This window comes from Carnobacterium sp. (assembly GCF_049673005.1).
In the GTDB taxonomy this organism is placed as follows: Bacteria; Bacillota; Bacilli; order Lactobacillales; family Carnobacteriaceae; genus Carnobacterium_A.
On the sequence record NZ_JBATXB010000026.1, the window covers coordinates 1 to 16,703 of the forward strand.

A 16,703-nucleotide genomic window follows, 5' to 3' on the forward strand; every position below is an offset into this window, starting at 1 on the left:
TAATTTTCGGTCAGAGAATTCTAAACTAACATTAGATACTGTAATCATTTAATTTACTTACCCCTATTCTATAGTATATCTAACCTATTTTAACATGGATAGTGATCGAAATCTATGCTAAAAAAAGATTTTTTTAATTTTAACGAAAGCTTAATACTGAAAAAGAAAATTAAAACGAACTTATTATTTTTTAAATAGGGCAACGATTTTTTCTGAACTGTAGAATCCAATGACTAAAGAAATAGAGACCAATAAAAAAGAAGGCAGGAGTTGATTCATACCAACACTAAAAAAACGCTCACGAAGGACTAAATACCCAACGAAAATAAAAGCGCTACTTAAACCGATACCGATTAGGTAAAAAAAGAGTTGATAGGAAAAAGAAGTTAGATCTGTTCTTTCTTCATCTGGATTGTCCATACTCCCACTAACAGGAGTATGATTAGGGCCGTCAAGTTTATTATTCGCGTTATTTCGACCAGCATTTACTCTGTCGTACATCGAACTTTTTATGTTGTTATCTCTATTGTATTTCATTCGATTATCTCGCTCACTCATTTTGTATCGTCCTTTCGAATGGATTATTTTGACAGATGGTATTACCGTTTCACTTCAGTAAATAAATAAACACAAAGATTATTTTTAGCTAATACATGTAACTGATTACGGTAATTACGAGTTCGGCTATATATACGCCATTTTTTTATAGTCGATGTTGTCAATGTTAATAAAGCAACATCATATAACGATACAGTTAATAAAGAGGTTGTTTGATTAATAATTAGGTCATCTAAAGAGTCGAATTCTTTTTTTATGTCTGACTCAAATTTTGTTAAGAGGCGGAGATTTTTAGAACGATAAAGAGGATCTTTTTTCAAAGTGATAGTATCCCTCTCAAAAGCGAACAATATTCCGCTATCCATAGAGGGTTTGCTAAGAGATAAAGGGAGTGGCAGTTCTTGAATAACGAGTGATTCGCCCCCTGACGTTGAGTGAATAGGTTCTTCTTTCAAAAAGTGTAACAATCCTTTTTTTTCAGTCATTCGCAATAAGAAGCTACCTGATTGTATTTCCTTCCCATATTGAATTAAATCGTGTTTCCTCCATTCCGTTCTAGCGGTATAACGGTTGCTGAGTTGGAAAAGTCTAGGAGTCAATTGGACAGTGGGTTCAACGAATAAATAATGAGAAGAAACTAAATACTCAAACAATCCTTTCTCTCTAGCTGATAGAGCCATTCTTCCATTGGTTGAAAGGTTAATTTGAAAAAATGGAATAGAACAAATATGTTCTTTTTTTGCTTCTTTAGAAATAAGTGAAAAGCGATAAAAACCAGAAGCATCAGAATAATACAAAGCATGGTCAAAAATAGCGCTATCATAGACAGGTTCAGGGAAAGATACGGTCTTTTCTTTAAAAGGATCTAATTCATGAAGATCGATAGTCAATTGCTCTGTAGGTTGTGGCTCAAAGTAAATAGTGCGGTCTACAAAAGCTAAATGTTTCATCCATTTATTCCAATCGTAAATAACCAACTCATTAGTCGATAGCCATAAATAAAATTTACCACTATAAAGTTGGAAGTCTTGAAAGACACCTTTAATGGTAATTTTAGTTGTTAATACATGTTCGAAATCCATTTTATTCTCCTTCCATTACGAGGTTTTATTTCTTCTATTGTATCATTTTTTATGATAACTTGTGTAGCGACGATAAAAAATAATAGTATCGTAGAGTTGGTTATTTTATATGAAAGTGAGACAATAAGGATAAACGAAAAAAGGAGGGCTAATAGAATGACAAATAAAGGGATTTGGTTAGCTTATGAAACGACAAAAGAACAAATAGAAACAATCAAAAAAATAGCCCCTCAATTTGAAGTCATTAAGGGATGGGATAAGACAAATGAGTTAGACTTTCCTTTAGACGATATCGAAATTATTTATGGTTTTAAAGGACAAAGAAGTAAAGAGTTAATGGAAAGTAAAAATAGTCGATTAAAATGGGTTCAAGGTCAAGCAGCCGGAGTAGATTTCTTAGATATACAAGGCTTAAAGAGAAATAAGATTGTGTTAACAAATGGTAGTGGAATTCATAGTATACCGATTGCTGAATCTGTTTTTGGCATGCTATTGACTTACACAAGAGGGATTCAAGAAGCCATTAAAAATCAGCAAACAAGTACATGGAATCAAACTGAAAGCCTAATGGAGATAAATGGGAAGACCATGATGATTGTTGGGACAGGTAAGATAGGTAAAGAAGTTGGACGAATCGCAAAAGCCTTTAACATGAAGACTATTGGTATAAATAGCAATGGGCACACTGTTGAATTTATAGATGAAACTTATTCTCAAGAAGAGTTAAAGAAACAGGTCTGCCGAGCCGATATAGTGGTAAATATCTTGCCGTTAACCAGTAAAACTAGTCACTTCTTTAATGATGAATTATTTGATTCATTTAAAGATAAAACACTCTTTTTGAATGTCGGTCGTGGTCCGTCAGTAGATAGCTTGAGTTTAATTCGAGCTTTGGAAAATGGGAAAGTAGGTTTTGCAGGTTTAGATGTTTTTGAACAAGAACCGTTAGTAAAAGAGAGCCCTCTATGGAATCGAGAGGATGTATTAATTACTCCTCATATATCTGGTATTGCCGAACACTTTAAAAAACGTTTATTTGCTATATTTGAAGAAAATCTAAAAGCTTATGTCGCAAATGAAACTCTGCCCTTAAATGTCATTGATTACGAAAAAAATTATTAGAACAAATAAAGAAACGTAGGATGTAACTTATGGCATTCTACGTTTCTTAGCTTTTTAAACAAATTCATAAAAAACAATATTGTTTATTTGAAGATTGCTTAAAAGCTTTAGGCATAGGTTCTTAAGAGAGGGGATAAAAAAAGAACTCACTTTTTAGAGTATCCTTCAAAATTCTTTGACACTATTATAGAGGATTGTTAATCTACTTGAGGAGAATGAATAAAAAATAACCAATTAAAAAAGATTGCTTGAGGAGATGGGTACACTATGAAGAAGAAATTAGTTCTAGGAGTAGTAGCATTTTTTAGTTTAACTTTAGGTGCATGTGATTCGAAAGAAACAAAAGAGCCATCTACTGAACAAACGGCTTGGGAAATAATTGAAGAGCGAGGTGTTTTAAACGTTGCGACGTCAGGAACTCTTTATCCTAGTTCTTTTCATGAAAAAGAAACAGATAAATTAACAGGTTACGAGGTTGAAGTAATCCGCGAGGTTGCTAATCGCTTGGATTTGGAAATTGATTTTACTGAAATGGGAGTAGACGGGATGTTGACCTCACTTAACAGTGGTGCCATTGATGTAGCGGCAATGGGGATTGATCGAGATGGCGAAGACGCAGATAAGTACAATTACACTATTCCTTATAAATATTCTTATGGAGCGATGGTTGTTAGGAAATCAGACGATTCAGGGATTAAAACGCTTGAAGATTTAAAAGATAAGAAAGCAGCAGGTGCAGCAACAACCTCTTATATGAAGGTTGCTCGTCATTATAAAGCAAAAGAAGTTATTTACGATAACGCCACAAACGATCAATACTTAAGTGATGTAGCCAACGGCCGAACAGATGTCATTCTAAATGATTACTACTCTCAAAAATTAGCAGTAGCAGCATTACCTGAAATTCCTGTAAAAGTACATGATATTTTTTATAACCCTTCTGAAACGAATTATTCAATGAAAAAAGGAAATGATGCTTTAACAGAAAAAATAGATGAAACATTGGAAGAAATGATTTCTGACGGTACGTTATCAAAACTATCGAAAGAGTTTTATGCTGGAGAAGATGTAACAAAACAAATAGAGTATGATTTTCCTGAAATTAATCTGGCTGAATAGAAAGACGGTGGTAGTGGATGCTCGACGTTCAATGGCAATATATTTTTGATCCCGTACTAGCTTTAACTAGTCTGCCTTATGTTTTAAAAGGATTAGGCTACACATTAGGAATTTCAGTAACAAGTATGATAATAGGATTGATGGTAGGATTCGTACTAGCTATTATGCGAATGTCAGGCAATAGATTAGCCGATATAGGAGCAAGAATATATATTTCTTTTATGAGAGGGACTCCTTTGCTTGTTTTGTTATTTATTCTGTACTTTGGATTTCCGTTTATAGGGATTCAATTTTCAGCAGTAAATGCATCAATTATAGGATTTAGTTTAAGTTCAAGTGCTTATATCGCTGAAATATTGCGTTCGGCATTGCTTTCAGTGGACAAAGGTCAATGGGAAGCAGCCTACGCATTAGGGTTGAAATGGACTGTTGTTATGCGTAAAATTATTGTTCCCCAAGCAATGCGAATGGCTGTTCCACCACTAAGCAATGTCTTATTGGACTTGATCAAAGGCACGGCATTAGCAGCGATGATTACAGTTCCGGAAATCTTTCAACAAGCAAAGATTGTTGGCGGACGAGAATTTGATTACATGACTATGTATATCTTGGTAGCTTTAGTTTATTGGGCTATTTGCAGTTTATTTGCTTTATTTCAAAATTATCTAGAAATAAAAATGGCGGTTTATACAAATTAATGTAAAGAATTATTGAGATAGAGTGAATAGAAAACAACTTTGAAAAAGATTGATTTTTTCAGAGTTGTTTTTATTATTAATGAATCCGTAGTCGATTGTGAAAGCTTCTCAAAATTATTCTTGAAGTCATTGTAAAAAAAGGATATAGTCATAAGAACTGAAAAAAAGAGTCTTAAAAAGGAGTACTATATGATAAAAACAACGGAACAAAAATTAACACTGTCTTCCTATCTATATATCGGTTCAATGTTATTTGGTTTATTTTTTGGTGCTGGGAATTTAATTTTTCCAGTCCACATGGGACAACTCGCAGGTTCGAGCGTAAGTTGGGCAACACTGGGATTTTTAATTACAGGAATTGGATTGCCTTTTTTAGGAGTTGTGGCGATCGGAGTTTCTAACAGTAATGGATTATTTGAATTATCCAGTCGCATTCATCCATATTATGGCTATTTTATGACTACAGCACTCTATTTAACCATAGGACCATTCTTTGCATTACCAAGAACTGGGACAGTTTCATACGAAATTGGTCTTGCTCCTTATATAGGAGAACAGTATCAAACATTAGGGTTAGGTCTCTTTACAATCGCATTTTTTGGATTGGCTTTAATACTTTCTTTAAAGCCAACTAAAATATTGATTTATGTTGGAAAAATTTTGAATCCTTTATTTTTATTATTTTTAAGTGTATTGATGATTACTGCTTTTATCAAACCATTAGGTGGAATAACAGAAGCTCCAGTCACCGGAAATTATTTGACAGCACCTTTTGCAAGTGGATTTACTGAGGGATACAACACAATGGATGCATTGGCTTCATTGGCTTTTGGTATTATTGTTGTCCAAACAATTAAAGGATTAGGGGTAACAAAACCAGCATCAATTGCGAAAGATACAATTAAGTCTGGTTTAATTAGCATGATTTTAATGGGCGTAATCTATACAGGATTAGCTTACCTTGGAACAATGAGTATTGGACGTTTTCCAATTTCTGAAAATGGAGGAATCGCCTTAACTCAATTATCCAATTATTATTTTGGGTCATTAGGAAGTATTTTATTAGCCATAATCGTCACCATAGCCTGTCTTAAAACAGCTATCGGCTTGATTACAGCTTGTTCAGAAACGTTCCATGAGATGTTTCCAAAATCATTTAGTTATAAAACGTATGTGTACATTTTTAGTATCGTAGCTTGTTTAGTAGGGAATGTTGGCTTAACAAAAATTATTAGTTACTCAATTCCTGTTTTAATGTTTTTATATCCTCTAGCTATAACCTTAATTTTATTAGCGTTGCTATCGCCTTTATTTAAAAACCGTCAAATTGTTTATGTCTCAACAACGGTGTTAACTCTTTTTGTAAGTATTGCAGATATGTTAAATGCTTTGCCTGAAAGTATCCGTCAATTAGATAGCATCCAAAGTATCCTGAAATTCTATAGTGCTTACTTGCCATTTTTTGATAATGGAATGGGATGGATATTGCCAGCACTAATTGGATTAGCTAGTGGTTGGGCCGTCAGCTTGCTTACTAAACCGAAGATGCAAATAGGAGATAAATAAAATTAAGTTAATAAAGCTTCAACGATTACCGTAATTCCTTGGTAAGAAAAAGAAGAGAATGATTTTTTAGAGAAAGACAAGCGTGTTTAAGTAGAAATATTGTAATATAACTGTAATTAAATAAAATAGAATCAAAAAAAGACGCTTATCTGATTAAATTTTAATCAGATAAGCATCTTTTTTTTGATTAATTATTTTTAAAAGCAAGAGAACTAACAATAAGAGTTCATTTCTTTTAATAATTCTTCAATAGAATCCACAATTCGTCCATTTGATTTCACAATGCCGACCGTATATAGATTGACATAAGAGAATTGTGATTCGGCAATTGTTTGTAACGCATCAAGTTTTTCCTTATTAGTAGCTCCTTGTTGTCTGGAATCGGTATATAAACCAATAATAGGAATACCTGCTTGATAAGCAACACCAATTTCTGTAGCAACCCCTACATCAATAGAAACTCCATCCAAAACGGCAATCATAAATTGACTGCTTAATAATTGGTCTGTATCTAATTTGGCAATCATGATAGAGTCTGCGTAAGCATTTTTATCATTGATTTCCATTTGTTCTTGAGGTACATATAGCTCTAAATCAGGATAAAGATCTTTAATCTTTTTCACTAAATAATCGTTGTACATCAATTCCATTTCTGAAAATAAAGGGCTTGCAAAATAAGCTTTTTTTGTCATTTTCATTCCTCCTAATACGATTGTTACAAAATTAGTATACCTTAAATTCCATTTGTAACAAAAAGTAATTGTCTCGAAATATTTAGAGAGATTTTATCCGTTATACTAAAAGATGTAGAAATAACGCGTAAAATAAAAAAAGTTGAAATGAAGGGTGTTGTGAATCTGTGAAATTTAGTAAATTAGTCATAAGTTCAGTAATGGCATTTTTATTAGTAGGTGCCATTCCTACTACTGTATTTGCAGCAACGAAATTAGAGAAGATAGAGACTCAATCGTTGGTAAAAAAAGAAGAAATAATAAAATTAGATAACGAGATTAGCCAAATATTAGTAAAAGTAAATGAAAAAAATACTGAACTTGAAAACTTACAGGTTGAAATAAATGAGAAAAAAGAATCAATTGAACAAACATCTGAAGAAGTTGAACAACAAAAAGAAGTTGTGGCTGCTCGTTTAAAACAAGCAAAAGATAGATTGCAAACTATTCAAACTTCTGAAGTCAATCAGAACGTAGTCGTTTCATTATTTGAATCAGAGAGTGTTACAGATTTATTTAATCGTGCATATGTTTTAGCAACATTACAATCTGCTGGAAATGACCAGATGGATATAGCGAAAGAAGAAGAAGAAAAATTAGCAGTTCTCCAAGAAAAATTAACGACTGAAGCTGTGGCATTAGAAAAACAAACAGACGATTCAAAAAAGCAAAAAGCTGAATTAGATAGTCAAGTTGCAAGTCTGCAAAAAGTAATGGATGAAAATCAAGAAAGTTTAAATAAGTTAGATAAAGAAAAAAGAACTGAAGAAACAAAATTAGCTGAAGCTAAAAAAGCAGAAGAAGCTGCAGCCTTAGCTGAAAAAGTTAAAGTAGCGCAAATCACTTCAAAAACAACCGTAGAAAAAGAAGAGGGTTCAACAGAAAAAATAGATTCAGTTAGTTCTACACAACCAGAAACTGAAAACAAACCAGAAACACCAACTGAATCTAAACCAGCACCTTCAGCAGGTAAAACAATGGTTGTCTCAGCAACAGGGTACTCTACCGCTCAACCAGGATTAAGCACACATACAGCAACGGGTATCAATTTATTACAAAATCCGATGGTAATTGCTGTTGATCCACGCGTTATTCCATTGGGAACAATGATCGAAGTACCAGGATACGGTATAGCTATCGCAGGAGACACTGGTGGAGCAATAAAAGGAAATAAAATTGATATTCATTTCAAAACAGTTGGACAAGCCTTGTCATGGGGAAGAAAAACCATTACAATTAGATTATTAAATTAATAATTAAATGGAAGTATAGGTGAATGAGTTGGCTGAAGAAGTAGATATTGATTTTTATCAAGATAAAGATGAAACAGCTTTTTTAGAAGCTTGGGAAGAAAAGTTTGGTCCAATTACAAATGAAGAAATTGACATATTGTATCAAAAAATAGCATTAGATATAGAAGAGAAGTTTAAAACTGAACAAATTAAACTAGGAAAAAAATACGTGTATCAAGAAGTCTTAGTTGGCTATTGTGATTACAATACAGCCAACAATTTATTTCTTTTTGGTCAGTCAAAAAAGTGAAAAAATGAATAGTAAAGACGGCAAAAGTTATTTTGTCGTTTTTTTGTCTTTATATTAAACAACGCATATGCCTTTACAAATGATAAAGAGAATTGTAAGGTAATGAGGTTTACGTCGTCTGAAACGAATAGGAGGCATAATAATGACCAGTCAGCATATTAACAATAAATTACACCTACTCCCTGATCTTCCAGGATGTTATATAATGAAAAACAGCGAAAACGACATTATTTATATTGGAAAAGCTAAAAACTTAAGAAATCGTGTTCGTTCTTATTTTAAGGGAACTCATGAGGGGAAAACAGAATTACTTGTGAAAGAAATTGTAGATTTTGAAACGATTATTACAGGGACAGACAAAGAATCTCTGTTGCTAGAAATAACATTAATTAAAAAACATCAACCCAAATACAATATCAAATTAAAACAAGGCACCAACTATCCCTATTTAAACATTACGAATGAACGTAATCCACAACTAATTATTACCTCTGAAGTGAAAAAAGATGGGGGTATTTATTTTGGGCCATATCCAAATGTTTATGCTGCAAGCGAAACACAGCATTTTATCCAAAAAATATATCCATTAAGGCGCTGTAACGGCTCACAAAAAAGAGCCTGCCTCTATTATCATATGGGACAGTGTATGGGACCGTGTGACCATGAAGTGCCTATTGAGGAATATAAAGAACAAATTGAAAAAATTAAACGGTTTTTAAACGGAGAAGTAAAAGTTGTGAAAAAAGAGTTGCGTGCTAAGATGATAGAAGCAGCTAACGATCAGCAATACGAAAGAGCTGCTGAGTATCGAGATCAAATTCATTACATCGAAACGACGGTTGAAAGGCAGAATATTATCACAAATGATTACACGAATCGTGATGTCTTTAGTTTCTATATGAATAAAGGTTGGATCTCTATTCAAGTGTTTTTCATCAGACAAGCAACATTGATTAAACGAGAAGCGACTATTTTTCCTTGTTATGATACACCACAAGAAGAATTATCTTCTTATATTGTTCAATTTTATCAAGAAGAAAACCATATTTTACCTAAAGAAATTTTAGTTCCTACAGAAATGGATACAGCAGTTTTGGAAGATGTATTGGGTGTATCAGTCAGAATACCAGTTAAAGGTCGTAAAAAAGATATGCTTGATCTTGCGACAAAAAATAGTGAAATAACGTTAAACGAAAAATTTAAACTAATTGAGATGGACGATCGAAAAACGATTGGGGCAATAAAAGAATTATCGGCAGCGATGAACTTGCCTTATATCACTCGAATTGAAGCGTTTGACCATTCTAATATTCAAGGTACGAATCCTGTATCTGCAATGGTATCCTTTGAAGACGGTCAACCAAATAAGAGCAACTATCGAAAATATAAAATAAAAACGGTCCATGGAAGCAATGAGCTTGCAACGACTGAAGAAGTCATCCGAAGACGCTACGAGCGACTACTAAAAGAAGGAAAGCCGCTTCCTGATTTGATTATGATGGACGGAGGAAAAATACAAGTAAATGCAGCTATCAATATACTAGAAAATGAATTAGGCTTAACTATACCGGTAGCAGGAATGGTTAAAGACAATAAACATAGAACATCGTCATTAATTTATGGAGAAGATCATGAAGAAATCATTTTGAAACCAACAAGTCAGGCTTTTTATCTAGTTCAACGGATTCAAGATGAAGTTCACCGTTTTGCCATTACTTTTCATCGGAAATTACGCAACAAGAACAGCCTCTCATCTAGATTAGACCAAATAGAAGGAGTAGGACCAAAAACAAGAACTAAGATTCTGAAACAATTTAAGTCTTTAAAGAAAGCTAAGGAAGCAGATATTGAAGAAATAAGAGGATTAGGCATTCCGGCTAAAGTAGCCGAACGGATAAAAAATGAATTGGAATAAATAAAGAAGAAAACCATTAATCAGTGGTTTTCTTCTTTATTTATTCTAAGGGGTTGTAAACACCGAGACACCTAAATCATTAGTGATTAAGACATTGGCATTGATTAGACCGCTATTTCCTCTAAGAACTAAAGCATGCTTCTCTTGATCAAAGTCTAGTTTTAACTCATTATCCAAAAAATCTAAGCTCCAACCTTGAATGTTTAAATCACCAATAGTTGTTTTAAGGAAAGAATCCATTTCGGGACTTACTTTATTTGTTATCCTTAGGCTGAATAAGCCGTTATTTCCACATACACAACCAATACGTGACTCATAGTAAATGACAAGTTGTCCAGACGCTAATGTTTTTGCTAAAGCAATTCGTTCTTGAGCGTGTTTTGTAATAGTCAAAAACAAGTTAAATCGCCTCCTTATTATTCACTTAATGATACCCTAGATATAAAATGAAATCTATTTTTTAAATGTTAAAAAATAAAAAAGTTGCCCGTTTTTGACGGACAACTTCTTGTTTATACTAAAATTTTATTTAAGAAATCTTTCGTACGTTCGTTTTTAGGAGTATTAAATACTTCTTCAGGAGTACCTTCTTCAACAATATAACCAGCATCCATAAAAATAACTCGATCAGCAACTTCTTTTGCAAAGCCCATTTCATGAGTAACAACGACCATTGTCATCCCTTGGCGAGCTAAAAGTTGCATTACTTCTAATACATCTCCAACCATTTCAGGATCTAAGGCACTAGTTGGTTCATCGAACAACATAATGTCTGGTTGCATAGCTAAGGCTCTTGCAATCGCTACACGTTGTTTTTGACCGCCTGATAAAGAATTGGGATAGTCATTTGCTTTTTCAGATAATCCAACTGTTTCAAGTAGTTCTAAGGCACGGTTTTTAATTTCTGACTCTTTTTGATTTTTTAATTCATTTGGAGCTAAAGTAATATTTTCTAAAACAGTTAGATGAGGAAATAGGTTGAAATGTTGAAAGACCATTCCGATATTTTCTCTTATTTTATTAATATTTTTTGAATGATCACTTAAATCATTGTTATCTACAATAACTTTACCACCAGAAATGTCTTCTAATTGATTAAGACAACGTAAAAATGTGCTCTTACCGGATCCAGAAGGTCCAATGATACAAACAACTTCGCCTTCTTGTATTTCTACATTAAGATCTTTTAGGACTTCTAATGAACCAAAACTTTTTTTTAGATTTTCTACTTTTAATTTAGTCATTTTTCAGTCTCCGTTCTAGATAATTTGAAAGTTTAGTTAGTGTAGTAATAACGATAAGATACATTAAAGCGATAATTAACCACATATTTCCAGATGAAAGTGTTCGAGAAATAACAATTTTACCGGTTTGAGTTAATTCTACTATACCGATAACAGACAAGATAGAAGTATCTTTTAATGTAATAACAAATTGATTGATAAATGAAGGGATCATAATCTTAATAGCTTGTGGTAAAACAACTTTTCTCATAGAAACGTTATAGGGAAGTCCTAAACTTCTTGCTGCTTCTAATTGACCGTTATCTACAGCTTGAATTCCTCCTCGTACAAGTTCTGCGATATAAGCAGCGGTGTTTAAACTCAGCGTAATAATACCAGCTACCGTTGCAGAAAGACGCAAATCAAATAGTTGAGGGATAGAGAAGTAAACAAAAAAAGCTAAAACGATTAACGGTATCCCGCGGAATAAATCTACATAAAGAGAAGCGATAATATTTAAAGGTTTGCTTGGTGAAGCACTAAATAGTCCTAAAATGACTCCAACAATTGTAGCAATAACGAAAGCGACAAAAGTTAGTATTAACGTACGGCCTAAACCTTTTAAAAGTTCACCGCTATTTTCTTGAATCAAACCTAAAAAGCTCACATCTGATGCTGCAGCAATTGCATTTTCACCAATATAAGTATCTAAAATTTCTTGGTACTTACCATTTGCTCTAATATTAATTAGTCCTGCATTAAACATTTCAAGTAACTCTGGATTCGTATTTTTATTTACAGCAAAACCATATTTATCACCAGGTTCAGGATCTAAAGGTGTTTTTAATTTCAATCGTTCGTTCTTTAATGCATAGCCCATAACAGGATAATCTTCAAATGCAGCATCTGAATTTCCTGCTTGAACATCTTCGTACATATTTGCTGAGTCTTCAAAGGTATTTATTTTAAAATCGATATCTTTTTGAAGAGTTTCGGCAAAAGCGGAACCTGTTGTTCCTGTTTTAACAGCAACAGTTTTACCAGCTAAATCTTCGTAACTTTTAATAGATTCATCAGATTCAGCAATAGCCATAACAACGCCACTTTCGAAATAGGGCTCTGAAAAATCGAAAGTTGCCTTACGTTCGTCGGTGATACTCATTCCGGCAATCATACCGTCAACTTGATTTGTTTCTAAAGCTTGTAAAGAGGCGCTAAATCCAAGTGGTTTTACTTCGTACTCAAAACCTTGGTCTTCAGCAATAGCTTTTAAAATATCCATATCGATTCCAACATAGTTGCCGTCAGCATCTTGGTATTCGAAGGGAGCAAAAGTGACATCCGTTCCGATAATGTATTTACCTTCTTTTGTTTTAGCAGAAGCAGACTGCGGATTAACGGCTGTTAAAAATAGCCCTAATATCATAATAATTGCTGTTATAAATAACGAGCGCTTGTGAATAGTCATAAGTTTCCTCCTTTGTTATATTTTTACATTTTAATTTATATTTAAGGGGATTGCAACCATTATATCATCTGGCTATGTGAGAACATCTGACATACTTTCGTATATATCCTTCTATTGAATTTTTCATTTCATTTAGTTATAGTTGTAAATAAGAATAAGGAGTGAAATTTAAACATGATTAGAACGGCTGAAAAAAAAGATATAAAAGAATTATGTGATTTAGTTTGGATTGTACTAAAAGATATGGAACTACCTATATTGAATGAACTACCTGAGGAGCAACTGAAGAAACTAGTACAAGAAGCTATGTTAGATGATAACTACCGGTATAGTTATAATAGGGGAATCGTTTGTATTCGTGATAGTCAGATAGCAGGAGTTAGCTTTGGATACAAAGGAGAGCTAGAGCCCATAATTGATTTGCCATTAACTAAAATTATGAAAAAATTAGACCTTGAAAATAGTATTCTTTTTACGGATAAAGAGACCCAAGCTGGAGAATGGTACTTAGACACTCTTGTGACATCACCTGAATTCCGTAGGCAAGGTGTTGCTGCTGAGCTATTAGCATCACTACCTGATTTCGTTAAAGACCAAGGAGAGTCTATCATAGGGTTGAACTGTGATAAAGAAAATAATTCTGCTAAGCGGTTGTATGAAAAAATGGGTTATCAAAAAGTTGGAGAGCGCGAAATAAGTGGCCATCAATACACTCATATGCAATATAGAATAAATTGAATGTAGAATTCATTTAATCGTTAAAAAATTGCAAAAAAATAAAGAGTGGACTCAAAAGCCCTACTCTTTATTTTTTTGTAATTAAAGGATAGATAAGTTGAGTGGATTGTTTTTTTAATCTCTTTATTTTAGTAGGCGTCCTTGTAAGAGCTAAGTGATCAACAATGACAGCTATGCACAAACAAACAGGAACGTTTTGTTGTTGGTTAATAGCTAATGAATAAAAATCACCAAAAGATAAATAAGCTTTCTCCATCTCCATAATAGATTCTTTTCCATTTTTAATCCAATAATGATTGTTGTTAAAATCGCCTTTTACAACCCAATTAAGATGGCTTACTTTGAAGTAAGGACCTCTTATTCCTCTAATTTTTCTAATTGTAGCTACTTTTTTGTTAGCCACTATCAAATCAAATTTTGGAAATAAGGATAGAAAAGTTTGTTTTACTTCCGCTATTAAAGCACCATTCATATTATATAGCGAAAATCCATCACCAATTCTGCCCCATTTACCGACAATAAGGTAACAATCTTTTCCTGTTTCATCAGTAACGATTATGCTATTTCGTTGTGACACATAATCTTGTTTCATATAAAGATGAATCATTTTTACTCACCTCGATTTAGTTTTTGTCTGAGTTTATATGTTTGTTATACTTAATAAGTTTTCTTCTTAAGTATAACGAACAACTATAAAAAAACGAAGATTGTGAATGAAACGTGTACTCAACAAAGAATAAAGTTGAATTGTCGTAAATCATACTGATTCAGCATAAAAAACCAACAATCCAACTCTAATTTGTTATCTGTTAGAAGTGTTAAAAATGTGGTTTAAATCTTGTATAGCTTTCACCAATTCATCTAGCTTGTTTTCCATCCGTTGCAAAAGAAACCAAGCTACAAAAATAGGGAAGCCAAGATTACCTATAATTTCTACAATAACAGACAGCCATTCTGGAGTCGTTCCCATCGTAATTCTCCTTTCTTCTTTGATTGGTACTAAGAAGATAACGAATAAGAACAGTGAATCGTAACCGTTTATTTATGAGAAAAAACTACTCTCCTATTTTTTATTAAAATCAAATAGAAGGGTAGTTTGTTTTAGAAAGAATTAAATTTTATCTTGCTTAGACAATCGGTAACCACTATGGAAAACAGAACCGATGTATTGATTGTATTTGAATCCGCTACGAATGGCTTCTGTTACAAAATCTTTTGCTTTCAAGATAGCTTCCTCAACACTTAAACCTTGGGCTAAACCAGCTGTAATAGCTGCAGCAAAAGTACAGCCAGCACCATGATTATAGGCAGGAGTTATTTTTTCACTTTCAAGAACCTTGAAAGTTGAGCCATCATAGAATAAATCGATTGCTTTTTCACCGGCCAAAGCTTTTCCACCTTTAATTACAACATTTTTTGCTCCAAGTTTATGAATTTTTACAGCTGCCTTTTTCATGTCTTCTAGCGTAGTCAATTTTCCAAGACCAGAAAGGACACCTGCTTCAAATAAATTAGGTGTGACAACGGTTGCTAAAGGTGTTAAAACATCACGCAATGCATTTGCATTTTCTGGATTTAAAACTTCATCTTCCCCTTTGCAAACCATTACCGGATCAATAACGATATTTTCTAAGTTATTGTCTTTGATTGTTTTGGCAACGACATTGATAATGTCTACATTTGGTAACATCCCTGTTTTCATAGCTGCAATTTTCTCGTCACTTGCAAAGATGGTTTTTAATTGAGCTTCTATAACTGGAATATCAATCGTAGTTACGCCATGACTCCAGTTATTATCAGGATCCATTGTAGCAATCGCTGTTAAAGCAGATAAGCCGTAAGTACCGTATTCAGCAAAAGTTTTAAGGTCTGCTTGTATACCAGCGCCACCACTTGAATCGCTGCCTGCGATTGTTAATGTTCTTTTAATGTCTGCCATTTTAATTCCTCCTAAAAATTCAATGACTATTTATTGCAAAGTCATGATAAGTAACTTTATTATACTATTAAATTTCGTTTTATCAACAAACTATTTATCTAGCAAGTTGCTTATCCATGTCATCATTCAAGGCTAATAAAATAGACTCGGCGACACCATTCTCGCTATTTGTAGAAGTTAAGTACTTAGCGTGTGCTTTTACACCATCTTCAGCGTTTGCTACTGCTACGCTATACCCAGCTACTTTTAACATCGAGACATCATTAAAATTATCACCAAGGGCCATCACGTCATCTGTGTGGATACCTAATGATTCAGCTGCTCGTGCTAATGCCAAACCTTTTTGAGCTTTAGCATGGTTGATTTCAATATTATTAACAAATGAAGCTGTGATAGCCAAATCGCCAGTTCCGCTTAACTCTTGAGCAAGTGGTTCAAGAACTTTTGGGCCATCCTCACTAAATGTAATAATTTTTAATATTTCTACAGACTCATCTTCTAATAGCTCATTATAATCTGAAACGTAATTAATATTCATGATTTCTAAACGAGCAGCAGCTAAAACGACCGACATTTTAAATGAGGTATCTGGATTGGTTTTATAAATTAAAGAAGCAACAGCTTCAATACGTTTAGCTTTATTATCAGAATAAATTCCTTTTGAGGTTGTCATTTCACAATAAAGATCCAATTCGTTTATTTTCTTCAAAATAGCTCTAACTGTTTCTTTACTCAGTCCGATATTCTCGATAATTTCGCCATCTTCATTGTATACTTGAGCACCATTTAGCGTGATAATCGGGCACGATATACCAACTTCCTCAAGTAAAGGTTTAGCTTCTGTATAGCCGCGACCTGTAGCGACCATAAAATGAACGCCACTTTTTTGAGCAGCTAAGATTGCTTTAGCATTCGTTTCAGAGATAACCATTTTTTCATTTAACAACGTTCCGTCCATATCCGACGCAATTAGTTTAACCATGATTGTATTTCCTCCTAATA

General features: G+C 33.4%; 18 protein-coding genes. 8 read left to right on the plus strand and 10 right to left on the minus strand.

All coding sequences use genetic code 11. The features are described from left to right. Positions 1–183 precede the first annotated feature (183 nt). Positions 184–558 (minus strand): hypothetical protein, encoded by a 375-nt coding sequence (locus WBF61_RS02245; RefSeq protein ID WP_424253536.1) that lies wholly within the window; start codon positions 556–558, stop codon positions 184–186. 41 nt (positions 559–599) lie between these two features. Further along, positions 600–1,640: a hypothetical protein gene (locus WBF61_RS02250; protein ID WP_424253538.1), complete on the minus strand. Its 1,041-nt coding sequence runs from the start codon at positions 1,638–1,640 to the stop codon at positions 600–602. Between the two features lie 156 nt (positions 1,641–1,796). Between WBF61_RS02250 and WBF61_RS02255 the strand changes: the two genes are divergently transcribed. From WBF61_RS02255 to brnQ, 4 genes are all read left to right on the plus strand, one after another. Then, positions 1,797–2,762, plus strand: coding sequence for a phosphoglycerate dehydrogenase (locus tag WBF61_RS02255; protein ID WP_424253540.1), 966 nt, complete (start codon positions 1,797–1,799; stop codon positions 2,760–2,762). Positions 2,763–3,029: 267 nt separating this feature from the next. After that, complete coding sequence (locus WBF61_RS02260) at positions 3,030–3,881, plus strand: transporter substrate-binding domain-containing protein (RefSeq protein ID WP_424253542.1); 852 nt, start codon at positions 3,030–3,032, stop codon at positions 3,879–3,881. A gap of 17 nt (positions 3,882–3,898) precedes the next feature. Continuing rightward, positions 3,899–4,579: an amino acid ABC transporter permease gene (locus tag WBF61_RS02265; protein WP_424253544.1), complete on the plus strand. Its 681-nt coding sequence runs from the start codon at positions 3,899–3,901 to the stop codon at positions 4,577–4,579. 189 nt (positions 4,580–4,768) lie between these two features. Then, positions 4,769–6,145: a branched-chain amino acid transport system II carrier protein gene (brnQ, locus tag WBF61_RS02270; protein WP_424253545.1), complete on the plus strand. Its 1,377-nt coding sequence runs from the start codon at positions 4,769–4,771 to the stop codon at positions 6,143–6,145. Between the two features lie 212 nt (positions 6,146–6,357). Here brnQ and WBF61_RS02275 read toward each other — a convergent pair whose 3' ends face one another. Continuing rightward, positions 6,358–6,837: a nucleoside 2-deoxyribosyltransferase gene (locus tag WBF61_RS02275; RefSeq protein WP_424253547.1), complete on the minus strand. Its 480-nt coding sequence runs from the start codon at positions 6,835–6,837 to the stop codon at positions 6,358–6,360. A gap of 167 nt (positions 6,838–7,004) precedes the next feature. On the opposite strand from WBF61_RS02275, the gene WBF61_RS02280 reads away from it, so the two are divergent. From WBF61_RS02280 to uvrC, 3 genes are all read left to right on the plus strand, one after another. Then, complete coding sequence (locus WBF61_RS02280; protein ID WP_424253548.1) at positions 7,005–8,129, plus strand: 3D domain-containing protein; 1,125 nt, start codon at positions 7,005–7,007, stop codon at positions 8,127–8,129. Positions 8,130–8,148: 19 nt separating this feature from the next. Then, positions 8,149–8,418: a hypothetical protein gene (locus WBF61_RS02285; protein WP_424253549.1), complete on the plus strand. Its 270-nt coding sequence runs from the start codon at positions 8,149–8,151 to the stop codon at positions 8,416–8,418. A gap of 142 nt (positions 8,419–8,560) precedes the next feature. Beyond that, a complete protein-coding gene (gene uvrC, locus WBF61_RS02290) occupies positions 8,561–10,333 on the plus strand; it encodes an excinuclease ABC subunit UvrC (protein WP_424253551.1) in 1,773 nt (590 codons plus the stop codon). A gap of 45 nt (positions 10,334–10,378) precedes the next feature. On the opposite strand, the gene WBF61_RS02295 is transcribed toward uvrC, so the two are convergent. The 3 genes from WBF61_RS02295 to WBF61_RS02305 form a co-directional block, all read right to left on the minus strand. Next, positions 10,379–10,732 carry an iron-sulfur cluster biosynthesis family protein gene (locus WBF61_RS02295; protein WP_424253552.1) on the minus strand — a complete coding sequence of 118 codons (354 nt, stop codon included), beginning with the start codon at positions 10,730–10,732 and terminating at the stop codon, positions 10,379–10,381. Between the two features lie 113 nt (positions 10,733–10,845). Then, positions 10,846–11,577 (minus strand): amino acid ABC transporter ATP-binding protein, encoded by a 732-nt coding sequence (locus WBF61_RS02300; RefSeq protein WP_424253554.1) that lies wholly within the window; start codon positions 11,575–11,577, stop codon positions 10,846–10,848. Further along, complete coding sequence (locus tag WBF61_RS02305) at positions 11,570–13,024, minus strand: amino acid ABC transporter substrate-binding protein/permease (RefSeq protein WP_424253556.1); 1,455 nt, start codon at positions 13,022–13,024, stop codon at positions 11,570–11,572. The genes WBF61_RS02300 and WBF61_RS02305 overlap by 8 nt, the downstream gene beginning before the upstream one ends. Before the next feature lie 174 nt (positions 13,025–13,198). Here WBF61_RS02305 and WBF61_RS02310 point away from each other — a divergent pair, with 174 nt between their 5' ends. Further along, complete coding sequence (locus tag WBF61_RS02310; RefSeq protein ID WP_424253558.1) at positions 13,199–13,762, plus strand: GNAT family N-acetyltransferase; 564 nt, start codon at positions 13,199–13,201, stop codon at positions 13,760–13,762. Positions 13,763–13,829: 67 nt separating this feature from the next. Here WBF61_RS02310 and WBF61_RS02315 read toward each other — a convergent pair whose 3' ends face one another. The 4 genes from WBF61_RS02315 to WBF61_RS02330 all read right to left on the minus strand — a co-directional run bounded on the left by WBF61_RS02315 (position 13,830) and on the right by WBF61_RS02330 (position 16,683). Next, the gene (locus tag WBF61_RS02315) at positions 13,830–14,369 is read right to left on the minus strand and encodes an LURP-one-related/scramblase family protein (RefSeq protein ID WP_424253559.1); all 540 of its coding nucleotides are present in this window, start codon (positions 14,367–14,369) and stop codon (positions 13,830–13,832) included. Between the two features lie 195 nt (positions 14,370–14,564). Then, positions 14,565–14,732 carry a YvrJ family protein gene (locus WBF61_RS02320; RefSeq protein ID WP_424253561.1) on the minus strand — a complete coding sequence of 56 codons (168 nt, stop codon included), beginning with the start codon at positions 14,730–14,732 and terminating at the stop codon, positions 14,565–14,567. Positions 14,733–14,873: 141 nt separating this feature from the next. Beyond that, complete coding sequence (gene thiD / locus WBF61_RS02325; RefSeq protein WP_424253563.1) at positions 14,874–15,701, minus strand: bifunctional hydroxymethylpyrimidine kinase/phosphomethylpyrimidine kinase; 828 nt, start codon at positions 15,699–15,701, stop codon at positions 14,874–14,876. Between the two features lie 94 nt (positions 15,702–15,795). After that, complete coding sequence (locus WBF61_RS02330; RefSeq protein ID WP_424253565.1) at positions 15,796–16,683, minus strand: Cof-type HAD-IIB family hydrolase; 888 nt, start codon at positions 16,681–16,683, stop codon at positions 15,796–15,798. Between the last annotated feature and the right edge of the window lie 20 nt (positions 16,684–16,703).

What these genes read in the sequence shown, in the direction of transcription:
- WBF61_RS02310 (WP_424253558.1), top strand. Translation starts at nt 13,199, where the DNA reads ATGATTAGAACGGCTGAAAAAAAAGATATAAAAGAATTATGTGATTTA.
- WBF61_RS02330 (WP_424253565.1), bottom strand. Translation starts at nt 16,683, where the DNA reads ATGGTTAAACTAATTGCGTCGGATATGGACGGAACGTTGTTAAATGAA.
- WBF61_RS02255 (WP_424253540.1), top strand. Translation starts at nt 1,797, where the DNA reads ATGACAAATAAAGGGATTTGGTTAGCTTATGAAACGACAAAAGAACAA.
- WBF61_RS02275 (WP_424253547.1), bottom strand. Translation starts at nt 6,837, where the DNA reads ATGACAAAAAAAGCTTATTTTGCAAGCCCTTTATTTTCAGAAATGGAA.
- WBF61_RS02305 (WP_424253556.1), bottom strand. Translation starts at nt 13,024, where the DNA reads ATGACTATTCACAAGCGCTCGTTATTTATAACAGCAATTATTATGATA.
- WBF61_RS02300 (WP_424253554.1), bottom strand. Translation starts at nt 11,577, where the DNA reads ATGACTAAATTAAAAGTAGAAAATCTAAAAAAAAGTTTTGGTTCATTA.
- WBF61_RS02245 (WP_424253536.1), bottom strand. Translation starts at nt 558, where the DNA reads ATGAGTGAGCGAGATAATCGAATGAAATACAATAGAGATAACAACATA.
- uvrC (WP_424253551.1), top strand. Translation starts at nt 8,561, where the DNA reads ATGACCAGTCAGCATATTAACAATAAATTACACCTACTCCCTGATCTT.
- brnQ (WP_424253545.1), top strand. Translation starts at nt 4,769, where the DNA reads ATGATAAAAACAACGGAACAAAAATTAACACTGTCTTCCTATCTATAT.
- WBF61_RS02250 (WP_424253538.1), bottom strand. Translation starts at nt 1,640, where the DNA reads ATGGATTTCGAACATGTATTAACAACTAAAATTACCATTAAAGGTGTC.
- thiD (WP_424253563.1), bottom strand. Translation starts at nt 15,701, where the DNA reads ATGGCAGACATTAAAAGAACATTAACAATCGCAGGCAGCGATTCAAGT.
- WBF61_RS02320 (WP_424253561.1), bottom strand. Translation starts at nt 14,732, where the DNA reads ATGGGAACGACTCCAGAATGGCTGTCTGTTATTGTAGAAATTATAGGT.
- WBF61_RS02315 (WP_424253559.1), bottom strand. Translation starts at nt 14,369, where the DNA reads ATGATTCATCTTTATATGAAACAAGATTATGTGTCACAACGAAATAGC.
- WBF61_RS02265 (WP_424253544.1), top strand. Translation starts at nt 3,899, where the DNA reads ATGCTCGACGTTCAATGGCAATATATTTTTGATCCCGTACTAGCTTTA.
- WBF61_RS02260 (WP_424253542.1), top strand. Translation starts at nt 3,030, where the DNA reads ATGAAGAAGAAATTAGTTCTAGGAGTAGTAGCATTTTTTAGTTTAACT.